Raw genomic sequence first — 19,634 nt, forward strand, 5'->3', positions numbered from 1 at the left:
GAGATAGTGGTTTATTGTACTCTTTTATTCCTCATGCGTGTGTAAATCTGCCCGATGCCCGTTGCAATATCCCGCATTAGCATCATCGTATTTTGCCGTTTCGGGCTGGAGGAGAATGTGGGTCGCTCCGGCGTGGGAGAGATCATGACGGAGGGTTTCGATAACGGCTTCTACCTCTTTTAAATTCAGTGCTTCATCGAGGATAATATGAGCGGAGAAATAGCGCTCTTTGCTGGAGGGGCAATGCATATGGATATCGTGGGTCTGGCATACCATCGGATGGTTCATCACAATTTGTGAGAGTTTTTCAACTATCTTCGGATCGGCACGATCCATCAGGCTCTCGAAGGAGCGTTTGAGAAGCTTGCTGCTGGCGATCAGAATAACTGCTGCAAATACCAGCGATAAAACTGAGTCGATCCACGGTATTCCCCATAGGATCATCGCACCTCCGCCCAATACGACCGCAAGGGAGAGAATTGCGTCGCTGGCCATATGCCAAAATGCCGCGCGGACATTGAGATCGTGCTCCTCTTCCTCTGCTTCGTCATCCTCATGGGTATGAACATGTGCGTGTCCTCCCAATATTATCGCACTGGCGGTATTGACGATCAGTGCGATACCGGCGGTAATCATCATGAGCCATCCGTCCACCGGCATAGGATGGAGCAGTCGATCCACCGCCTCTACTGCTACCCAGATCATCAGAAGCGATAAAAATCCGGCATTGATAAAAGTCGCCATCATCTCAGAGCGAACATATCCGTAAGTCATTTCAGAGTTTGCAGGACGGGTTCCTAGTCCTAAAGCAATCGCCGTTACGACGAGGGCGAGAACGTCGCTCAGATTGTGCCATGCGTCGGAGAGGAGGGCGAGCGAACCGCTGATAACCCCGACGGTACTTTCGATGATGACAATGGCGATGTTGAGGGCGATGACTAGTCCGACACGGCGTTGATCGGGTGAGAGGTTTTTAATGAATGACACTATTGCCACAATAATCCTTTTTTACTTGTCGCTCTCTAAATCTTGAGCACGGATAACACTTTTTTCTTTTGCTTCCATCTTGCTTCCGATACGAAAGCCCGCCGTAGCAAGAGCGATCAATCCAACTAAGATCACCCATGTCGGAACATGGAGCAATTGAGGCAGGGTTTCCCTGTTTGCCCCTTTCGCCGCCGTATAAAGCCCTTGAAGATCATCAAAACTGAGTGCAAAAATAAAGACGCCTATCACCATCCCGATCATAAAAACGAGGGCGTCTAATCGGCCGCTGAAAAATCCGACGACCGAAGTACCGGGGCAATATCCCCCAACGGCAAGCCCGGCTCCCAAAAGTGCACCGCCAGCCGCCATCGCCCAAAAGAATGTGGTCTGTATTTTTAACGCATCAAATCGTACCCATCCAAGGATGTCAAAAAGCCATAATCCTGTTGCTGCTACCACAATAGCGACAAACATCACTTTAAAAACGCTCCAATCTTTAAAGGTAAACTGGGCGTTGAGTTTGCGGGGACTTCCAAGCCCCGATACTTCGAGAAAATAGCCGAAGAAAAAACCGGCAATAATGATCATAATGCCGCTGGTGTATTCAAGAGGAAAGTTCATTGCCAAATCCTTCGCGTGATGAGTGAGACAACTATCCCGGCCACGAAAAATGCAATCAAAAAGACAAATGCAGCCACCGCCAGTGTTGCGCCGCCTGAGAGACCGAGTCCGCTGGTGCATCCGCGTGAGAGCTGTGCCCCAAAGCCGGTGAGTATCCCGCCGATCAAAGCCAATAGAATTCGCGCGGGTTTCCCTATGCTTTGTCCCCGTTCTATCTTGAAGCGAAACCGTCTGCTCATCAAACTCCCTGCAAGCGCGCCCAAGGCTACCCCCGCAATCTCCCAGCTGATCCATTCATTCAGTGGGTTACCATCTCCCGTCATAGTGTAGAGAAAATTGTTATTCTCCGTCCATACAGGGATAACCGTATCGCTCAGCCATACGCTCAAACGGATAAAAAAGCCATTGGCACCAAGCCCATGCCCTGTGATAAGAAACATAAACATAAGGGCTAATCCAAGCCCTATGCCGGCAGTAAGAGGGGACAAAAACTCTTTTGGTGTTTTATTTTCCATCATAACGCTCCTTAATTGCTTACTAAACGGTTCCTGCCTAATCGACTTATTTTAAAGTGTAGCACTTTTTGGTTATAAATACTCCTAATTAACTTCTTCCAACCTTTTTATTAATGACATCGCCCCGTTTTCCGAATACATCGACAGAGCTGTTCGGTACGAATTGGTAACCTTCAAGTTTATCAATTTTAACGAGTTTTTCCAGCGGTGTAGAGAGCATCGTTGTGATAAAATCGTCGGCCAGTTTTTCGACATGGTCAATTTCAGCCGGAGTAACGCTCTGATTGGTGGCAACTTTGGCACGGATGGAATCTTCGGCATTTTTAAGAGCATCATTGAACATCTCCTTGGCAAGTTGGACTTGATAGGTTTCTCCGGTTGATATTTTCTGTATGATATGAGATGCTCCCAGAGAGGCGTCGATACGCAAGGTTTGGAAATTGATTCGAGCTCCCGTCAGATACGAGAGACCATCGACCATGCAGGGGCTGTTTTTACATGCTCCTCGAATATCTGTACGGTCGATAACACCATCCGGAAACAGAGTATTCAACGCAACCGAAAGCTGTAAAAAGGTAAAAACGATTCCGTCGCACAAATGACCGTGATATTTGACCAATTCATCAAGGGTAACGGTTTTTATGCATCCGTTGGGATTGTAGCGTCCAAGCGCACTATCGGTATCTCGGACGTTTAAAGTCAAATTATTTTTACTTCCCGCCAATGAAGGGGGCAGATACCAAGCTTGACACGTAGGTGCCGGAGCAGTTAATGATTTGGTAAATGCGGAGGTACCTATGAGCGTTGCACCCAAGGCGAGAAATTTACGGCGCTGCATAAAATGTCCTTTTTATTATTTATCTTTATCGACACCGTAAGCCGCGAGCGGCACATAGACGAGGGTGAGCAATGTCCCCACCAGCAACCCTCCGATGGCGACGTCGGCAAGTGGGCTGAGACGCTCCAGCCCGACTGCCCATTCAAACGCGATAGGGAGCATCCCGGCAATCGTCCCGAACGCCGTCATCATGACGGGACGGAAACGGACTTTGACCGATTCTACGGCGCTTTCATACGGGGGATTGGTTTTTCGGTGCGATTGATAAAAGTCGATCAGCAGAACCGAGTTTTTAATGATGATCCCAAACAGTAGTAAAATTCCCAGCATACTTGGCATACAGCTGGGTTTATCAAACAACAGCATCCCCCAAGCCGCACCGATCATCGAGAGGGGGAGGACGAGAATCATTACCCCCGCCAGACGTGCCGAAGCATAGATTGCCGTGAGAACAACGAAGAGCAAGAGGACACCCACCCCGATCGCTTTTAGCATCCGTTTGAAGGAGTCGTTTAGCTGGGCGATATCTCCTTGCTGCTTAACGTTTACTCCATTCAAGGTAAGTTGTTTGATCACCGCATCCGCATCGTCGGTAATATGTGAAATTGGCCGCTTGGCACGGTAGCCGTTTACATCCAGACTGTAAAGAAGCCCGTCACGCTCCAGTTTTGCTGGGGTCATTTGTGTATTGAGTGTCGCAACAGCACTCAAAGGGATGATTCCTGTATTGGAATTGATCGGGAGATTTTCCAGTGAGAGAGGGTGCTCTTGGAAACTCCCTGCTAGATATAGACGGACAGGCTGATTGTTCATTGAGGCGAGATTCCCACTGAGGGCGACGATTTGACCACGTATGGGAATCTGGCTCATGATGGAGAGTGGTGTGAGACCGTAGGAGAGGGCTTTATCGGCATCGATGGAGACGTCGATTTCGCTCATATCTTCCCGCCAGCTAGGAGTGATACTGGTGAGACCTTTGACATTTCGCAATGAAGCGATGAGCGTTTGAGCATCGTTGTACAGTTCATCAGGGACGGCGGAGGTGAGCCGTATATCGAGTGGTGCTTTGATCGAGGAGTTAGCCGTTGCCCCGAAATCATAGACATCGACCGATTTAACCCCTGAGAGGGTGTTTAGCTCTTTACGGATCTCCTCTTCGATTTGCCAGAGGGTTTTGGTACGCTGGAAACGATTGCTGCACAGAATCGTCATCGAAGCTTCGGTAGAGAGATTGCCGCTTCCCAGTGACAATACCCCCTCTTCGCTTCCGAATGCGGTGGAGCTGGTACGGACATAGGACTGTTTATTCAACCATCCGAAAAACGGTTTGAGTTTGGCTGTCGCATCTTCGACACGATCGTTGGAGCTAAAAGAAATTTTGACCTTGATAATTCCCGTATCCATCGGCGGCATCGCATCTTTTCCGATGAGAGGCATGACCACTTTCATACTCACGATAAGCAGTGCCAAAACCCCGACAATGAGGAGCGTTTTGCGCAAGCGGGTGCGTCCTGTATTGGAAAAACGCAAGATGGAGAGATAAGGAGAAACAAGACGCCCCATCGTGTTTTGATAAAAGCGCTCAAATCCTTCTTCAAACCGATTTTTGGATACGCCGTTGCGGTAGAGATAGGCAGAAAATTTCGGTATGAGAGTGATGGAGAGGATGTACGAGACGATGAGGGCGATGATAAGGGTGGAGATGAGCGGTCGATAGATCGTCTGAGGGAAATCCCCCACAAACATAAGCGGTGCGATAATGACGATGGTGGCGATCGTTCCGGCAAAGACGGGGGCGATCACTTCGCGGGTTCCGTGGATGATCGCATCCTCTAAGTTCTCGTGCATCTCGACCAGATGGCGTTCGATGTTCTCCAACACCACAACCGCATCATCGACGAGCATCCCAAGGGCGAGGATAATTGCCGTATAGACGACGATGTTGAGTTCTCCCCCTCCGAGCCATATAATGCCGATAGTTCCTAAAAAGACGAGAGGGATCGAGACGGCCGCTGCGGCAATGGCGCGTAAGTTGCCCAAGAAAAACATCAAGACAATCAACGTAAAGATGATCGCATCCCGCAATGCTTCGAGCATATTGGTATTGGCGGTTTCGATCAGGTCACGCTGAGTATCGACGATTTTAAAATCGATATTGGGGTACTCTTTAGCGAGGAGTGCGATCTGCTCACGGGCAGTTTTGCTGGTCGCTAAAACACTCCCCTTGGCGGAGCGTTGGATGGCGATGGCGATCGATTCCGTTCCGTTGCCGAAATAGGCGCTAAAAGGTTCCGATTCGCTCCACTCGACACTCGCGATATCACGTAGACGGAGATTGGGGGCAACGCTGAGATTACCCAGCGATTCAGAATCGCTTTTCTCACCATAATAGGTGAGGGTGGTAAAGCCATCCTTGTTTTTGACAAATCCCAGAGGGGTATCTTTATCTAACGCGGTAATGGTTTTGGCAATGGTGTCGATATCCAGATGCGCGGAAGCGATTTTGACCGGATCGAGGCGGATACTAAGGGCGCTTTGATGTCCTCCGAACACTTCGACGTTGCCGATCCCGGAGGTCGAGAGGAGGTGAGGTTTGATAAAACTATCGGCGATTTTACGAATATCGCTCAAGCTCAGTGTTGGGTTTTTGGGTGACAAAGAAACCACTTCGACGGGGAGAGTAAATGAGCCCGTGACGTAAACGGTGGGATTAAGCCCTGCGGGGAGTTTGGCTTTGGCGGTGGAGAGGGCGTTGGTCACATCGACGGCGGCACCGTCAAGCCCTTTGTCGTATTCAAACTCGGCGCGAACGATCGAGAAGTTCGCCATATTGGTAGAGCTGACGGTGCGGATGAGCCCCAGACGGGCAATCTCCTCTTCGATCGGTTTAGAGACGGAACTGGCGGCGACTTTGGCCGTCATCCCCGGTGCCTGCGTAATCACGACGACAGTAGGGAGTTCCGAATCGGGGAAGAGGTTTTTCGGTAGTGTTGTAAGACCGATAACCCCTGTGATGAGCATCGTTAAGACGATAGCGACCAAATGGTAAGGTCGGCGGTAAAAAAACTCGAACATCGCTTACTCTTTGATGGCGAGGGATGCGCCGCCGAGGAGTTTGAGGAGAATATCGCTTTTGGCAAGGGCAAGGGAGCCGCTTGGTACACTGCTGGCGACAAATCCCTCATCCCCTCTGGCGACAATGCTGATTTCATGCGCTTTGGCACCATGCCCCTCAACCACTAACACATACGCTTTGCCCTCTTTGAGCAAAACCGCTTCGCGCGGCAGATAGACCCCGCTCCCCTCATACGTGAGCATTTTTGCCTCGATTCGGGCACCTGAGGGGAGATTGACCGCCATATCGGCGCGGTATTCGTCCATGCCGTTAGCGTTTTGCAAAAAGCGCAGCGGTGCACGACGGTTCTCATAGAGAAGCGTTTTAGCCGGAGTCCCTAGAGCGACGCGTACCCATAGGTAGCCTCCGCTTGTGGCACGAATGGAAGCCAATGGCTTACCGGGTGCGGCAACATCCCCAACAGCGGCGAAGGTTTCACCGACAATTCCCTCCACGGGAGCACGCAAGGTTGCGTAGTCTAACTGTGCATTGACGTTTGCCATATCCGATTTGATTTGCGATTGTTTGGATTTGACACCGTTTAAATCGGCACCCAGAAGTGCGATACGGGACTCTTCGGCTTGCGATTGTTCGATCGATGCCCCTTTGACGGCGAGGAGTTGAAGGGTTCGTTTATGAGACTCTTGTTCATTCTCTATGGCAAGCGCTTTGGCTTTTTCTTCGTTTTGAGCGGCGGATAGGGCACTGTTAAGAGCCTCTTTTTTGGCGATGAGATCACGATCATCCAAACGGACAACAACCTCTCCTTTATGCACGGGTGTTCCTGCGGGGAGGATGAAAAGGACACTGGCAGGAGATTTAGCACTCAAACTGGCATCGTGATCATTTTTAACGAGCGACAATACGGGGGTGCTGAGAGTAACATTTCCCTCTTTCGGAGTAAACGTTTTGACGCTCAGAGCGTATTGCTCGATAGCAGGGGTTGCGCTGTTTGCGGCCATTTTCTTTTTGACCAAAACAACCGCTCCGACGAGGAGGGCTAGGACTAGCAAGAGGGTGAGTATTTTTTTCATTGGACGATCTCCTTAAAATCTTTTCCGCTGAGTGCGGCGCGCTGGGCAATGTTTTGCCAGAGGGTTGCATCGATGGCATAGAGGGCGGCTTTGGCATTGAAAAGTGCCTCTTCGTAGCGGAGATACTCTTCTTGAACCATCCGCTCCGTAGCGTAAGCGACTTTGGCGGTTACGAGCATCGCTTCATAGTTGGCAACACTTTGAACAGCCAGAGTGCGCGATTGTTTGAGGGTTGCGTATTGATTTCTCAAAGCGCTATAGGTATTGTCGCTCTCCAACTTGGTTTGCTGTAATGTCGCGTGCGCTTTTTGCTCTTCGAGACGGGAGAGTTCTATAGAGGTTAGCCGCTCTTTATCAAATAGCGGCATAGTAAGGTTTAGAGCAATATTTCCGTAATCGCGTGAGATCGAATCACCGTTGTTGTACGCATCACCTGCACGATGAAAATACGATCCGTTCATCGATAGTGCGGGGTAAAGAGACTCTTTCGCAGACTGAGCAGCGAGATTGGCGACTTTCACCTCCTGCTCTTTTGCCGATACCGCCAGATATTCCTGATCGTCGAACTCTTGGCTCAAGTGCATCGCAACGGAGTGAGTGATAGGTTTATCGATAAGGATCGCAATCGTTTTTTGGGCATCTAAACGAGCGTTTTGGGTCTCTTGGAGTTTGAGACGGGTTTGATTGATCTGCTCATCTACTTTGGTCAGTTCGATTTCAGCGGCGCGGCCGTTTCTGGTTTTTATGAGGAGAGACTCACGCGTTGAGGCGAGCGATCGTTCTTTCGCCTCAAGTGCCAAGGTGAGGTTTTCAAGATATCCTAAACGGGCGTTCGAAGCGATAAGGGTTGCATCGCGCTCGGCGATTGATATGCGACGTTTGAACTCTTGGGAAGTGACGTTTTGGCGCGCTTTTTCGGTATTGGTGAGGAGCGTTTTGACAAACAGCGGCATGGATACCGTGGCACCTGCTGATGTCATGGTTTGTACAAACGGATAGCCTCCGCCGGAAGCACCGATGCTTGAAATTTCCGTTGGGGGGACGGGGCGCAGGCTCGTGGGAGCATTGAAATGCTCGATACTTCCGATAAGCGATATCTTCGGGTAGAGCGCAGCCGTTGCGGCATCGCTTAGAAGTTCCGCACTGCTGAGCGCAAGGTCTGAGAGTTGTTGGTTGGGGGCTTTATGTGCCGCGTCGAGCCATTCGTGTATCGTATCGGCCGTGAGCGTTGAGCTCATCAACGCCAGAGAGAAGAGAAGAGTTTTTCGTTTCATAGGGACTCTTTTGAAAGGTATTTTTCGAAAACCGCCGTCAATGTTTCAGCAGCGACCAGCCCTTCGATAAAAGGCTTGCCGTTGATGAAGAGGGTCGGATCATGAGCCACTCCCGCTTCGATGGCAGCGAGTGTGTCGGTAACGGTTGTTAACCGTAATCGCAGCGGCAGATGTTTAACGCCGCAAACAAGCCGTTTGGCAAATTTGAGCGAGAGGGTAGCGTCTCCGTAAATGACCCCCTCCAGAAGAGGCCACTGCGGATGAGAGCCGTTAAGAATCTCTCCATGATCCAGCTCAGCGCACGTTTCCATTATATTTTATACTTGGCTAAAAGTTGTTTGAGCGCTTCGGTCGTCAATCCGCCGATATGGCGGTCAATCTCTTTACCGCTGCCATCATAAATAATCTGTGTGGGGATCATCTGGATTTTCATCTCACGGGCAGCATCACGCTCTTCTCCGACATTGACGAAAAAGATTTTACGCTTAGGGTTGATCTCCATCTCACGATAAAGAAGTTCCCCCATCTCTTTGCATGACGAACAACGGGTTGAACCCGCTTCGACCATGACGATTTGTCCTTTTCCTATCTCTTGTTTGACCAGAGCATACGGACGCGGTTGTAATTCGGCAGAGTAAAGTGACGCACAGAGTGCGACTAATGAAAACAATTTAATCATGATGTCATCCTTTTAGAGTTGTTGATACGCTAAGGTAAAGAAATACAGCCCGATAGCGATCAGGGCAAACGAAAAAATTCTCGTCATCCATGAGGTGATTAGGGCTATTTTCGGATTTGACGCAACGCTTTGGGCAAATCCGACCGATACTCCCGCTGCGAGAAGCAGAAGCGAATGCCCCAGTGCAAACGTAAGGACAAGAGCGTACGCATACCACTCAGGAGCGTTAGCCGCAACCGATATGATCGCCACCAAAGGGGCAGAGGCACACGGCGTCGAGACAAGCCCAAACAGCATCCCAATCAAAAATGCCCCTACGTAACGTAGCGTGATAAGACGGCTCATCCAGCGTGATTTGTCTATCACTTCAGGTAAAACTCCTAGCGAATACAGACCTATGGCGATGGCAAGTATCCCCCCCGCGATATACGCTTCCAGAGGTGCAATCGAGAAAAAGTACCCCATCTTGGCAACCATATAAGCGAGTATAGAGAAACTTACCGCCACACCGAGCGCAAACAGCGACGCGAAAATATAGGTAAAGTGTACCCGCTCACGAGGAGAGAGGTGTGAACTCATCCCTAACGCACTCCCGACTAACAAAGGAACCGAGACGATGGAACAAGGGGCGAGTGAGGTGAGAGCTCCGATACTAAACGCCCCGGCAAATACGAGAACACCGTGCGATTCGAGCAGTCCTAAAAGGAAACTTTCCATTTAGTGTGCTTGGATTAAGTCTTTAATCTCGTTGATCGTGAGAAGTTTTCCGGTACTGACGACCTTGCCATCGATCACGAGCCCCGGGGTGCTCATAACGCCGTACTCCATGATTTTTTGAATGTCTTCAACCTTTTCGATTTGAGCGAACTTGCCGCTCAGTGCGACCGCTTGTTTGGTAGCCTCTTCGAGGGCTTTACATTTGGAACATCCCGTTCCTAAAATTTCGATTTTCATAGTGATTTTCCTTTTGTTATTTTGAGCAACATTGAGATTTAAGCTCTGTGCTCCACCCTTTAGGTTGTTCACAGCATTGTGACTCTGCCGAACTACCATCATCTTTTACTGAACTGCAACATCCCGTTGTACCATCGCATCCGCCGATTCTTTTTTCTAGCGGACACCAGTTTATGATTCCAAAAAATAGCGGAATGACGCCTAGATAGAACCATGCGACTCCACTGTATAGTCCATAGCCGATTAATCCTGTTCCCAAAGCTATTCTAAACCATCTAGTCATATTCTATTCTCCTTTTTTGCTGTGTCTATCAAGCACTCCTGCATCATCGGTGCGAGGGTTTGGGCATTTACATCTCCGGTAATGGTAATTGTAGCTCCCCCATCAACCGAGGCGAGGGAGATCCCCTCGATCTTTTGCATGATAGCCGGATCACATGCGCACTCGCATTGTCCGTTTTGGCATGCTTCGATCTTAGCACTTAGCTCTTCGGTGCTAAACCCGCCGAGAAATGCTTTAACACCGTTCGTTTGATTCGTAATATCGATTTTCATATGAATTCCTATAGTATTGCGTTAAACAGATACCCGACACCGATGATTCCCAGTGTTACGGTGCCGAAAAAGATGGAGATGAGCTTGAGGCTCATAACCCGCTTAAGGATCATTGCTTCGGGAAGCGAGAGGGCGGTGATCGCCATCATAAACGACAATGCCGTCCCCATCAGCATCCCTTTAGAGGTCAGCACCTCTATAAGCGGCATCACCCCTGCGGCATTTGAGTACATCGGGACGCCTAAAAGGGTCACAATAGGGACTGCAAAGATATTATCTACTCCCGCTACGCGGACAATAAATTCAGTAGGGACATATCCATGGATAAAGGCACCGACACCGACACCTGCAAGGACATAAATCCATGTTTTATAAAGGATGTCTTGGGTGTATTCTTTGGCATCTTTGAGACGAATACCAAAGGGTATTTTTTGCTCATCAGCCGTGATCTCTCCGTAAATCGGTTTAACCTCTATGAGAATCTCTTTTTCCAACCCCATTCGCCCGATAACGATTCCGCCTACTATAGCGACAAGTAAACCAAATCCGATATATAACGCCGCTACTTTCCAACCGAACATGGTAAGCAGCATTGCGATGGCAATTTCATTGTTTAATGGTGCGGAGATGAGATAGCTAAACGTCACCCCCAGTGGTATCCGCGCTTGTAAAAAGCCCAAAAAGAGGGGAATCGCCGAGCATGAGCAAAACGGGGTAATGATCCCAAACAATGCAGCGAGGACATTGCCTGTATATTCATGTTTTTTGCTTAAATATGCACGTACCTTTTCTGTCGAAAAGTACGAGCGTAAAAGGGTAATTGCAAAGATAATTGTGGTGAGTAAAAAGAGTATCTTTACCGTATCGTAGATAAAAAAGTTGAGGGCATCGGCGAGCTTATCACCACGCACAAGACCAAACCACTGATAGACAATGGTATTGACGCTCTCCTGCCACATAATCAGTCACACAACTCGGATTGGATGATCGGTAAAAGAGTCTCTTCGATAAGGGCTAATGTTTTAGCGTATTCCTCAACCGCTTTACCGCTCGGGTCTTCAAACGCGACATGGATCGTTTTTACCGCTTTGGGAAACATCGGACACGTCTCATGGGCATGATCGCAAACGGTAACAACAAGATCAAACGGAGTATCAATCACCGTATCGATCACTTTGGAGTGGTACTCTTCTCTCCAGTACCCTTTCTCTTCGAGAAGGGCTTGAGCATTCGGATTTACTTTACCGCTGGCTTTCACCCCTGAGCTTTGTGCAAATACACAATCTCCCATTTTCGCATTAATAAGGGCTTCTCCCATGATCGAGCGACAGCTGTTGCCAGTGCAGAGGATAAGAACATTTTTCATAATTTACAGTCTCCAGTTTCAGATAATTTAATAAGTGGGGGAAGTTCAATCCCCAAACAGCGGATTTCAGCCAACGCTTCGCTACGGAAACGATCCAGTGGGGAACGAATGGAGTAATAGGCCCACGTTCCGCACCGATCCACCCGTAAAAATCCCCCGTCTTTTAGGATTTTTAAATGACGCGAAAGACGTGACTGAATCATTCCGAATGAGCTTTGCATATCACAAACGCATAGTGCTCCATGCTGATCCAAAAATGCGAGCAACTTCACACGGGTTTCATCATTCAGTGCAGAAATAGTTTCTAAAAAGTTCTCCATAAGTCCTCCGATAAACGCATTGTAACCAAACTGAATCAATAAATCAATATATCTTGATATTGAAGATGTATTTAGTTATGATACTCCGATCCGATTGAGGAGAAGCTGATGTTTAATGACGAAACCTATTTATTGGGTTGGTTAATAACCGGATCGGTGAGCGTTTTTGGTGCATTGTACGGTGTGTACCGATGGTACGTACGAAAAAATCGTATGGAATCGATACGCGAACTAAAAGATTTTAGTCGGCTCCATGACTCTAAATCCACAATCAAATAAGGAAATCCTATGTTAAAAGTACTATTCGTATGTGTTCATAACAGTGCCCGCAGCCAAATGGCAGAAGCATTTTTCAATCAATACGCACAAGGCAGTGACAGTAGCGAAAGTGCCGGAATCGAGCCGGGAAAACTAAACCCTTATGTTGTTCGTGCTATGGCAGAAAAAAATATCGATATCTCAAACAATGAAACCAAAGGGGTATTTGCTCTCTATAAAGAGGGGCGAACGTTTAGTCATGTCATTACCGTTTGTGATGCTGAAGCGGCACAGCGCTGCCCGATATTTCCGGGAATTAGCCGTATTATCATGTGGAGTTTCCCTGATCCTTCGACTTTCACTGGAAGTGATGATGAGATTATGGAACAAGTCCGCGTAGTTCGTGATACAATCGAAGCAAAAGTCAAAGCATTTATTGCCAATCCATCTGAAGAGAATATTTTATGATTTTATCCGTTTCACTGTTTCTAGTTACTTTAGTCTTTATCATCTGGCAGCCGCGAGGGTTACAGATCGGCACAACTGCCGTGATCGGTGCCGCTCTAGCAGTCGCACTCGGCGTGGTTAGTTTATCCGATGTGTGGACAGTTACCTCTATTGTCTGGGATGCGACACTCGCCTTTATAGGGATTATCATCCTATCGATGGTGCTCGATGAGATCGGATTCTTTGAATGGGCAGCGCTCAAGATGGTTCGTTTATCCAAAGGGAACGGGAATCTCATGTTTATCTATATGATGATTCTTGGTGCTTTGGTAGCGGCTTTTTTCGCCAACGACGGTGCGGCACTGATCCTCACGCCAATTATTTTAGCAAAAATGAAATATCTCAAACTCAATCCCATTGCCATGTTCGCGTTTTTGATGGCGGGGGGATTTATCGGCGATAGCGCTTCCAATCCGCTCGTAATCTCGAACCTTACCAACATCGTGACGGCAGGGTACTTTCATATCGGATTCTGGGAATATGTCAAAACAATGTTTTTACCGAATTTACTCAGCATCACTGCCTCGATTGTAGTATTGTGGTTCTATTTTCGTAAAGATATACCAACTCATATCGATGTAGAAAACCTTGCTGCTCCCGAATCGGCGATCAAAAACATGACGATGTTTAAACTCAGTTGGTGGTTTTTAGCGCTATTAATGGCAGGGTACTTTATCGGGGATCGTTTTCATCTCCCCGTATCGGTATTTGCCTTGGGGGGAGCGTTGGTATTCCTTGCCATCGCGACTTATTTCAAAGCAACAAAGCCGATTGCCACAATTAAAGCGGCCCCGTGGCAGGTCGTATGGTTCAGTATCGGATTGTATGTCGTCGTCTACGGTCTCAAAAACAATGGTCTTACGACTTATTTAGCCGATATTATTATACAAATACAGGGCATGGGACATACGTACGCCGTGATAGGGACAGGCTTTTTAGCTGCTGTACTCAGTTCGGTTATGAACAATATGCCTACCATTATGGTTATGGATATCGCCATTCATGAATCCGGAAACACTGCATTGGCGTATGCCAACATCATCGGATGCAACCTCGGACCGAAGATGACGCCGATTGGCTCTCTCGCTACCTTGTTATGGCTTCATGTTTTGGCGCAAAAAGGGGTCAAAATCGGATGGGGTGAATATATGAAGGTTGGGTTGATTGTTACTCCGCCAGTGTTACTGGTGGCATTGTTAGGACTCATCTAATTTTTAATCATACATTTGAGCTTTCTCGTATAGATGAAAACAATCTCTTTCCCCGAAAGGGGAACCCCACTTCATACCTCAAATTTTTCAATATAATATATCTTATGTTAACCAAATAATAAAATCATTCCAACCTTGATATTTGATTTGCTTTTTTTCAGAAAAAGTAGTATATTTTCCTGAAATTATTTGGTTTGGTAAAGAGATGAAATCTATCGAGAATATGGTACTTTCACGCATATATGGAAGAGGCAAAGGGTTTGTATTCTCTTCTGCAGATTTTATTGATGAATTTCGTGACAACAACATCGATAAAGCACTCTCTGAATTAACCAAACAAGGGAAGATTCGTAGAATCATTCGAGGGTTATACGACTACCCAAAATACAGCGAACTATTACAGCAGCCACTAAGCCCCGATATCGAACAAATAGCACAGGCATTGGCTCGTAAATTTCGATGGCGCATTGAACCTTCAGGTGATACCGCGCTAAATCTACTCAAGCTTTCAACCCAAGTGCCTGGACGTTATATCTACCATAGCGATGGTCCCAACCGTAGCTATGAAATTGGCAATACGACACTTGAGTTCAAAAAAACTGTTCTCAAAGAGATCGGGTTCAAATATTCTATCAGCGGTTTGATTGTTGCCGCTCTTAAATCGTTGGGCAAAAATCATATAGATGAGAATGTTATCACTACATTACAAAATCAGATCGATCCAAAAATGTGCTCAAAGATTCTTAAAGATACGAAGACCGTAACCGGATGGATATACGATGCTATTAAACAAATATGCAAGGATGAACGTTAATGGATACTATCGTTAAACTCTCTCCTGAGCAACGCAGTGAGCTCTTTCGTGAAACTGCGGCGCGTAAAGGGGTTACCAACGCAATCGCCGAAAAAGACTTTTGGGTGACATGGGTACTTTCTAAAATATTTTCTGATCCGCATCTCTCGACACTAATGATTTTCAAGGGAGGAACAAGTCTATCTAAAGCGTTTCATTTGATAGATCGGTTCTCTGAAGATATCGATTTGATTTTAGACTGGCGAACTGTTATAGATACTGATCCGCGTGTACCAAAAACAAAAACGGCGCAAGATAAACTGAACAAAGAGATTAACGCAAAAGCAGCCGACTATATTAAAAATGAACTTTTGTCTCTGATCACTTTGGCACTAGCGCCCTATTGCACCTGCATTCCGGATGAAAAAGATGGATTGATCATTAATGTACAATACCCCTCTTCATTTGATGATCCCTATCTCCGGCCTGAAATTTTATTGGAAATCGGGCCGTTAGCTTCTTGGCTTCCATATGGGGAATATGCAGTCCAATCCTTTGCCTCGGAAGAATTTCCAGCTTTGTTTACCAATCCAATATGTAACGTTAAAGCGATAGTTGCAGAGAGAACGTTTTGGGAGAAGGCGACGATTTTACACCAAGAGGCAAACCGCCCTCTTGATAAAGCAATGCTTCCAAGATATTCGCGGCACTATTACGATCTGGCGATGATGGCACAATCGCATGTAAAAGAGGTAGCCTTACGTGATCTTGATTTGCTCGAAACGGTTGTTGCCTTTAAACAGCAATTTTACCCAAGCGCGTGGGCAAACTATGAAAGTGCCAAAGCCGGTTCATTAAAACTTGTACCCCCACAAGAACGAATCACCGAACTCACAAAAGACTATGATGCGATGCGTTCGATGATTTTTGGGAGCTACCCTGCCCTTGATGAAATCGTAATAATTTTACAAGCTTTAGAAGCTGAAATAAACTAGTTGTAAAAAAATTGTGTCAAAACTAATAAAATCTGTCCACAATGAAGATTATTTTTAAGGGCTCTTTCTTATATGACAGACAAATTTACTTTAGATAAATTATGTTAACCAATTCTAATAAAGTTTGATCTCTTCTATAAAGAAATCAAACTGATTGCTTCAAATCAACTTCTTTTCGAAATGACTTTATTTTTTAAGAACCATTTTTGGCATATCAAGATGCAAAAAATTCTCTACGATTTGCTCAACACTCAATCCTAATTGCGTATAGTCCACTGGTATCACTTCAGTGTTGAGTGCTTCTTCATTATTATACTTGATTGTCATATGATAACTTGCGAATTTACTAAAATCAATCAAAGTGACAAGACCACTCTTTCGAAAACTTCTGATTGAACTCATAACTTGCTCGAACTCAATATTATTTTTTCTGCTATATTTTTTGAAAATCTCTATATCAAAGTAGACTGCCCCGCTTTTTGATTTGTCAAAATACAAATATTCGGCCAGATCTGCAGGATTATCCAAAGCATTATAAATAAAAAGTCGCAATTTTTCATCCGTCTCTCCTCTAAGGGCATCTTTCATTTCCATTAGCTTATCTTGTCGTTTTTTATACTCTTTTAATTCACTGATGCGTTGATCATGATCTGCCTCAATCAATTCATTTAAATATTTAACGTGATTTTTATGTCCATGAGTATGGTGCAATAGAATAGACTTGGAAACAAACTCAATAATATCATTGGACAATAAAGGGCATATTTCACGTATCACATCTACGCTAACAATTTCATGAGCTCGTACTTCATTCGCATTCTTTTGTCGAGCTATTTTTCCCAAATCGTGACCCAACGCGATTATTAAAGCAGTTGGAACATTCTGATAACTATTGTTGTAACCATTTTTGCATACTGAAATTAAAATATTGGAGGCAACCCCAAGAGAATGGGTCAAAATTGAAAACTCACTGAAAATATCATAGGTATTTTGAGAATGAAATTCTTTAGATTCATGATCTAAATGATATTTGCCAGATACGCTGCTATAGTGTGCATTTTCATCAAGATAATATAAAATGTTATTTACAGCGTCCCACCGCTTTTTTTGCTCGACGTCTTTTTCAATCAAATCCTTCAATGCATAATGCATCGGGGCTATTTCTTTGTCCCAAAAGAACTTAATTTCTTGATTTATGAATGGTGGACATGCATTTTTAGCCTCAAGTTTTTCCTCATCGCTTAAAAGAAAAAAACGCTTCGGATCATTACGTAGCCATAAATGCTTAGCAAGTTCATCAAGTGTATATTCACTCTTCGTAAGATCAAGTCCAGACTCACTATATTTTTTATTCTGGGGAATATTATTTTGATTTTTAAAATAATAATCCAATGCAAAATATGTAACACCCATAGCACCAACAATCATGAGATTTTCATTCATGAATTAACCTTTTTTGTATTTTTAAATCAAGCAAAGCTTGATTTAATACAACAATTATCTCGAAAAAAATGATTTAATTATAATTTTACTTTTGTTTTAAAACAAAAGTAAATCTATTTTCGATATGATCTTATTAGAAAATTCAAGGAAAAAAATGCCTAAAATAAATAGATATGACTACTTATCCTATATGCTCGCATTAAAAGATAAAAGTCGACCGAATTTATCTACAAAAACAAAGGGACATTCTCCAACTAAACCATATGAGGATTTACTGTTTATGTTGGATGACGAGTCATTGCGTAAATTATGTGAATTCCATGAACAAGTTAAAAATGGGCATAGCGCATTTTTTGGAATATCAATTCAAGTCAATGAAAATACTAAACTCGTTGAATCAAAGCTGTCCAACGATCACAATAAATATATACTTTTTGAAAATGAAACTGAAATTTTTCAAACATTTGTTCCAAAAAACAAGTCCATCCGGGTCTTATTTGATAAGTTTTACATTGAAGATGAAATTGATGAGATACTTGAACTTGAAGCTACATTAGGGTTTGCTATAAGCAATACACAAGCAGTTTATAATATGTCTATTGAAGAACAAAAACAATTTAAACGCATTCAAAATAATTTCATTCAGAATGAACATTTAAAATATACACAAATGCAAAAATCAGTTAGTTTTTCTAGTAAGACAACTCATACTATTTCAATAAAAGATTACCTCCTTAACCGTTTCAATTTAGAGAATTTATGTTTTCAAATGTATGAAAAAGAAAAGGATACACTTTCGTCTTTGCCAAGGTGTGATCACTACAATTATTTTATTGAAAAACTTTCGTTCATTTCATTTTTAAATTACTTTCATCCAAATTTAACTCACAATATCGTTCATGAATGGTTCGAGAAAAATCACCATTAAGCTTTTCAAGACACTAACTAAGTTTATATTTATACTAGTCCGTGTAAACTTAAACAAATTTAATACAGTGTCTTAAAAACCTTAGACCCTAGGAGTTACCGTGAGAGCCGAGATTACTGAGGTTTTACAAATCATTTTATCGCTAAAAGAGGCTGAATCCTTAAAAGAGATCGAACGTAAAAGTGGTATTTTTGGCATTAAGGATAAAAAGCTTTTACGTGTTCTCAATGAACTTATAGCTAGCAACCGGGTTCGTACTGTCGGACAATCTGCATCAACCGTCTATTGGCAAAAAGATGTCCGTGAAGCTTATGCAAAAGATTATCGGATGATCTTTGTTCATAAAGCCGATCAAATCGCCGGTTACCTTTTTCAAAACGCTCAGGAATTTGTATTCTGCTATGCTGATCGATACTTAACCCAGAGCAAAGTAGAAATCCCGGGATTACCTTTAGATATCGTCTCCTACCCTTCTTCAGAACTTCATGCAGCGTTTGATGAGAATCTCCCCGAAGGGGTTAATCGTGAGATGCTAGAACAATCATTAAACTCATCCGATGAGCTTGATATGTTGGTTCGATTAACGCATAATATCGGCGATATTTATTTCACGCTCACCGGTGAGTCTCAGGTTGAATCTCAAAAGAATCGCCCCTCTTTTTTAAGCAATCTTGAGACTATATTAGGCCCTACTCTCCCCTTCCCTGCTGTGCTTGAAAACTATACCCTCGACATCAATGAAGAAGAGTTGTTTCCTGAGGGTGAAGACCTCTCACATTTTACCTATGACGAGCTTCCTGGGATCAGCGGTTTTCAATACAAACGACTTGTTGATCTTGATATAGAACACCATCGGATACATCAGGATAAATCCGAAGGTATACGTGATTTTATTCTCAAACCTTACAGTCGATATAAAGCCGATCCTTCATCACAATACTACCTTCCGCACTTAGCATTAAATGAACATCTCTTTATGAGTTTTGCCAAAAACGAATTGGGATTTCGTGTTCCGCAATCGTATCTGATCAAACGAGAAAACGATGAAGAATTTCATTATCTCATCAAGCGCTTTGATCGACTAGGAACCTACCGTTTTGCAAAAGCAAACTTCTTGTAAATTTCACTCCCATGTTTCCAGTCATTTCACTTTTATGTTTCCACCCGTTTCACAAACATGTTTCCACCTATTTCACTCGAAGTTTCCATTTGGAAGCAGTGCGTGAAACGAATAGGAGTTG

The 19,634-nt window shown here is 44.8% G+C and carries 24 protein-coding genes; 7 read left to right on the forward strand and 17 right to left on the reverse strand.

From position 1 onward, the window contains the following. Window positions 1-24 precede the first annotated feature (24 nt). The 16 genes from PHI47_RS12000 to PHI47_RS12075 all read right to left on the reverse strand — a co-directional run bounded on the left by PHI47_RS12000 (window position 25) and on the right by PHI47_RS12075 (window position 12,258). A complete protein-coding gene (locus PHI47_RS12000) occupies window positions 25-996 on the reverse strand; it encodes a cation diffusion facilitator family transporter (RefSeq protein ID WP_299937716.1) in 972 nt (323 codons plus the stop codon). Window positions 997-1,008: 12 nt separating this feature from the next. Continuing rightward, window positions 1,009-1,608, reverse strand: coding sequence for a YeeE/YedE thiosulfate transporter family protein (locus PHI47_RS12005; RefSeq protein WP_299937719.1), 600 nt, complete (start codon window positions 1,606-1,608; stop codon window positions 1,009-1,011). Then, window positions 1,605-2,126 (reverse strand): YeeE/YedE thiosulfate transporter family protein, encoded by a 522-nt coding sequence (locus PHI47_RS12010; RefSeq protein ID WP_299937722.1) that lies wholly within the window; start codon window positions 2,124-2,126, stop codon window positions 1,605-1,607. Before PHI47_RS12010 ends, PHI47_RS12005 begins: the two co-directional genes overlap by 4 nt. 85 nt (window positions 2,127-2,211) lie before the next feature. Beyond that, on the reverse strand, window positions 2,212-2,961 hold the full coding sequence (locus tag PHI47_RS12015; protein ID WP_299937725.1) for a formylmethanofuran dehydrogenase subunit E family protein: 750 nt from the start codon (window positions 2,959-2,961) through the stop codon (window positions 2,212-2,214). A 15-nt stretch (window positions 2,962-2,976) separates the two neighbouring features. Next, window positions 2,977-6,036, reverse strand: coding sequence for an efflux RND transporter permease subunit (locus PHI47_RS12020; RefSeq protein ID WP_299937727.1), 3,060 nt, complete (start codon window positions 6,034-6,036; stop codon window positions 2,977-2,979). A 3-nt stretch (window positions 6,037-6,039) separates the two neighbouring features. Beyond that, on the reverse strand, window positions 6,040-7,110 hold the full coding sequence (locus tag PHI47_RS12025) for a hypothetical protein (protein ID WP_299937731.1): 1,071 nt from the start codon (window positions 7,108-7,110) through the stop codon (window positions 6,040-6,042). Beyond that, window positions 7,107-8,384, reverse strand: a complete 1,278-nt coding sequence (locus PHI47_RS12030) for a TolC family protein (protein WP_299937733.1) — start codon at window positions 8,382-8,384, stop codon at window positions 7,107-7,109. Before PHI47_RS12030 ends, PHI47_RS12025 begins: the two co-directional genes overlap by 4 nt. Then, entirely contained in the window at window positions 8,381-8,695 is a 315-nt protein-coding gene (locus tag PHI47_RS12035) for a hypothetical protein (RefSeq protein ID WP_299937736.1), read from the reverse strand. Before PHI47_RS12035 ends, PHI47_RS12030 begins: the two co-directional genes overlap by 4 nt. After that, complete coding sequence (locus PHI47_RS12040) at window positions 8,695-9,063, reverse strand: thioredoxin family protein (RefSeq protein ID WP_299937738.1); 369 nt, start codon at window positions 9,061-9,063, stop codon at window positions 8,695-8,697. The genes PHI47_RS12035 and PHI47_RS12040 overlap by 1 nt, the downstream gene beginning before the upstream one ends. 12 nt (window positions 9,064-9,075) lie before the next feature. Further along, on the reverse strand, window positions 9,076-9,780 hold the full coding sequence (locus tag PHI47_RS12045; protein ID WP_299937741.1) for a cytochrome c biogenesis protein CcdA: 705 nt from the start codon (window positions 9,778-9,780) through the stop codon (window positions 9,076-9,078). Beyond that, window positions 9,781-10,017, reverse strand: a complete 237-nt coding sequence (locus PHI47_RS12050; protein ID WP_299937744.1) for a thioredoxin family protein — start codon at window positions 10,015-10,017, stop codon at window positions 9,781-9,783. It abuts the gene before it with no gap. 16 nt (window positions 10,018-10,033) lie between these two features. After that, the gene (locus tag PHI47_RS12055) at window positions 10,034-10,300 is read right to left on the reverse strand and encodes a DUF2892 domain-containing protein (RefSeq protein WP_299937747.1); all 267 of its coding nucleotides are present in this window, start codon (window positions 10,298-10,300) and stop codon (window positions 10,034-10,036) included. Beyond that, window positions 10,297-10,572, reverse strand: coding sequence for a hypothetical protein (locus PHI47_RS12060; RefSeq protein ID WP_299937750.1), 276 nt, complete (start codon window positions 10,570-10,572; stop codon window positions 10,297-10,299). The genes PHI47_RS12055 and PHI47_RS12060 overlap by 4 nt, the downstream gene beginning before the upstream one ends. An 8-nt stretch (window positions 10,573-10,580) precedes the next feature. Next, a complete protein-coding gene (locus PHI47_RS12065) occupies window positions 10,581-11,531 on the reverse strand; it encodes a permease (RefSeq protein WP_299937752.1) in 951 nt (316 codons plus the stop codon). 2 nt (window positions 11,532-11,533) lie between these two features. Further along, on the reverse strand, window positions 11,534-11,938 hold the full coding sequence (locus tag PHI47_RS12070; RefSeq protein WP_299937755.1) for an arsenate reductase ArsC: 405 nt from the start codon (window positions 11,936-11,938) through the stop codon (window positions 11,534-11,536). Continuing rightward, window positions 11,935-12,258 (reverse strand): metalloregulator ArsR/SmtB family transcription factor, encoded by a 324-nt coding sequence (locus tag PHI47_RS12075; RefSeq protein WP_299937785.1) that lies wholly within the window; start codon window positions 12,256-12,258, stop codon window positions 11,935-11,937. Before PHI47_RS12075 ends, PHI47_RS12070 begins: the two co-directional genes overlap by 4 nt. A gap of 108 nt (window positions 12,259-12,366) precedes the next feature. On the opposite strand from PHI47_RS12075, the gene PHI47_RS12080 reads away from it, so the two are divergent. From PHI47_RS12080 to PHI47_RS12100, 5 genes are all read left to right on the forward strand, one after another. Continuing rightward, complete coding sequence (locus PHI47_RS12080) at window positions 12,367-12,537, forward strand: hypothetical protein (RefSeq protein ID WP_299937761.1); 171 nt, start codon at window positions 12,367-12,369, stop codon at window positions 12,535-12,537. A gap of 9 nt (window positions 12,538-12,546) precedes the next feature. Further along, complete coding sequence (locus tag PHI47_RS12085) at window positions 12,547-12,984, forward strand: arsenate reductase ArsC (protein ID WP_299937763.1); 438 nt, start codon at window positions 12,547-12,549, stop codon at window positions 12,982-12,984. Continuing rightward, a complete protein-coding gene (locus PHI47_RS12090; RefSeq protein WP_299937766.1) occupies window positions 12,981-14,234 on the forward strand; it encodes an arsenic transporter in 1,254 nt (417 codons plus the stop codon). Before PHI47_RS12085 ends, PHI47_RS12090 begins: the two co-directional genes overlap by 4 nt. 205 nt (window positions 14,235-14,439) lie before the next feature. Beyond that, window positions 14,440-15,048, forward strand: coding sequence for a DUF6088 family protein (locus PHI47_RS12095; protein WP_299937768.1), 609 nt, complete (start codon window positions 14,440-14,442; stop codon window positions 15,046-15,048). Beyond that, on the forward strand, window positions 15,048-16,022 hold the full coding sequence (locus PHI47_RS12100) for a nucleotidyl transferase AbiEii/AbiGii toxin family protein (protein WP_299937771.1): 975 nt from the start codon (window positions 15,048-15,050) through the stop codon (window positions 16,020-16,022). Before PHI47_RS12095 ends, PHI47_RS12100 begins: the two co-directional genes overlap by 1 nt. Window positions 16,023-16,208: 186 nt before the next feature. Here the strand turns inward: PHI47_RS12100 and PHI47_RS12105 are convergent, their stop codons facing one another. Beyond that, a complete protein-coding gene (locus tag PHI47_RS12105) occupies window positions 16,209-17,465 on the reverse strand; it encodes an HD domain-containing protein (RefSeq protein ID WP_299937775.1) in 1,257 nt (418 codons plus the stop codon). A gap of 154 nt (window positions 17,466-17,619) precedes the next feature. Between PHI47_RS12105 and PHI47_RS12110 the strand changes: the two genes are divergently transcribed. Further along, window positions 17,620-18,393, forward strand: a complete 774-nt coding sequence (locus PHI47_RS12110) for a hypothetical protein (protein WP_299937778.1) — start codon at window positions 17,620-17,622, stop codon at window positions 18,391-18,393. Window positions 18,394-18,493: 100 nt separating this feature from the next. Further along, window positions 18,494-19,513 carry a HipA domain-containing protein gene (locus tag PHI47_RS12115; protein ID WP_299937781.1) on the forward strand — a complete coding sequence of 340 codons (1,020 nt, stop codon included), beginning with the start codon at window positions 18,494-18,496 and terminating at the stop codon, window positions 19,511-19,513. Window positions 19,514-19,634: the final 121 nt, after the last annotated feature.

This window comes from Sulfuricurvum sp., from assembly GCF_028713855.1.
In the GTDB taxonomy this organism is placed as follows: Bacteria; Campylobacterota; Campylobacteria; order Campylobacterales; family Sulfurimonadaceae; genus Sulfuricurvum.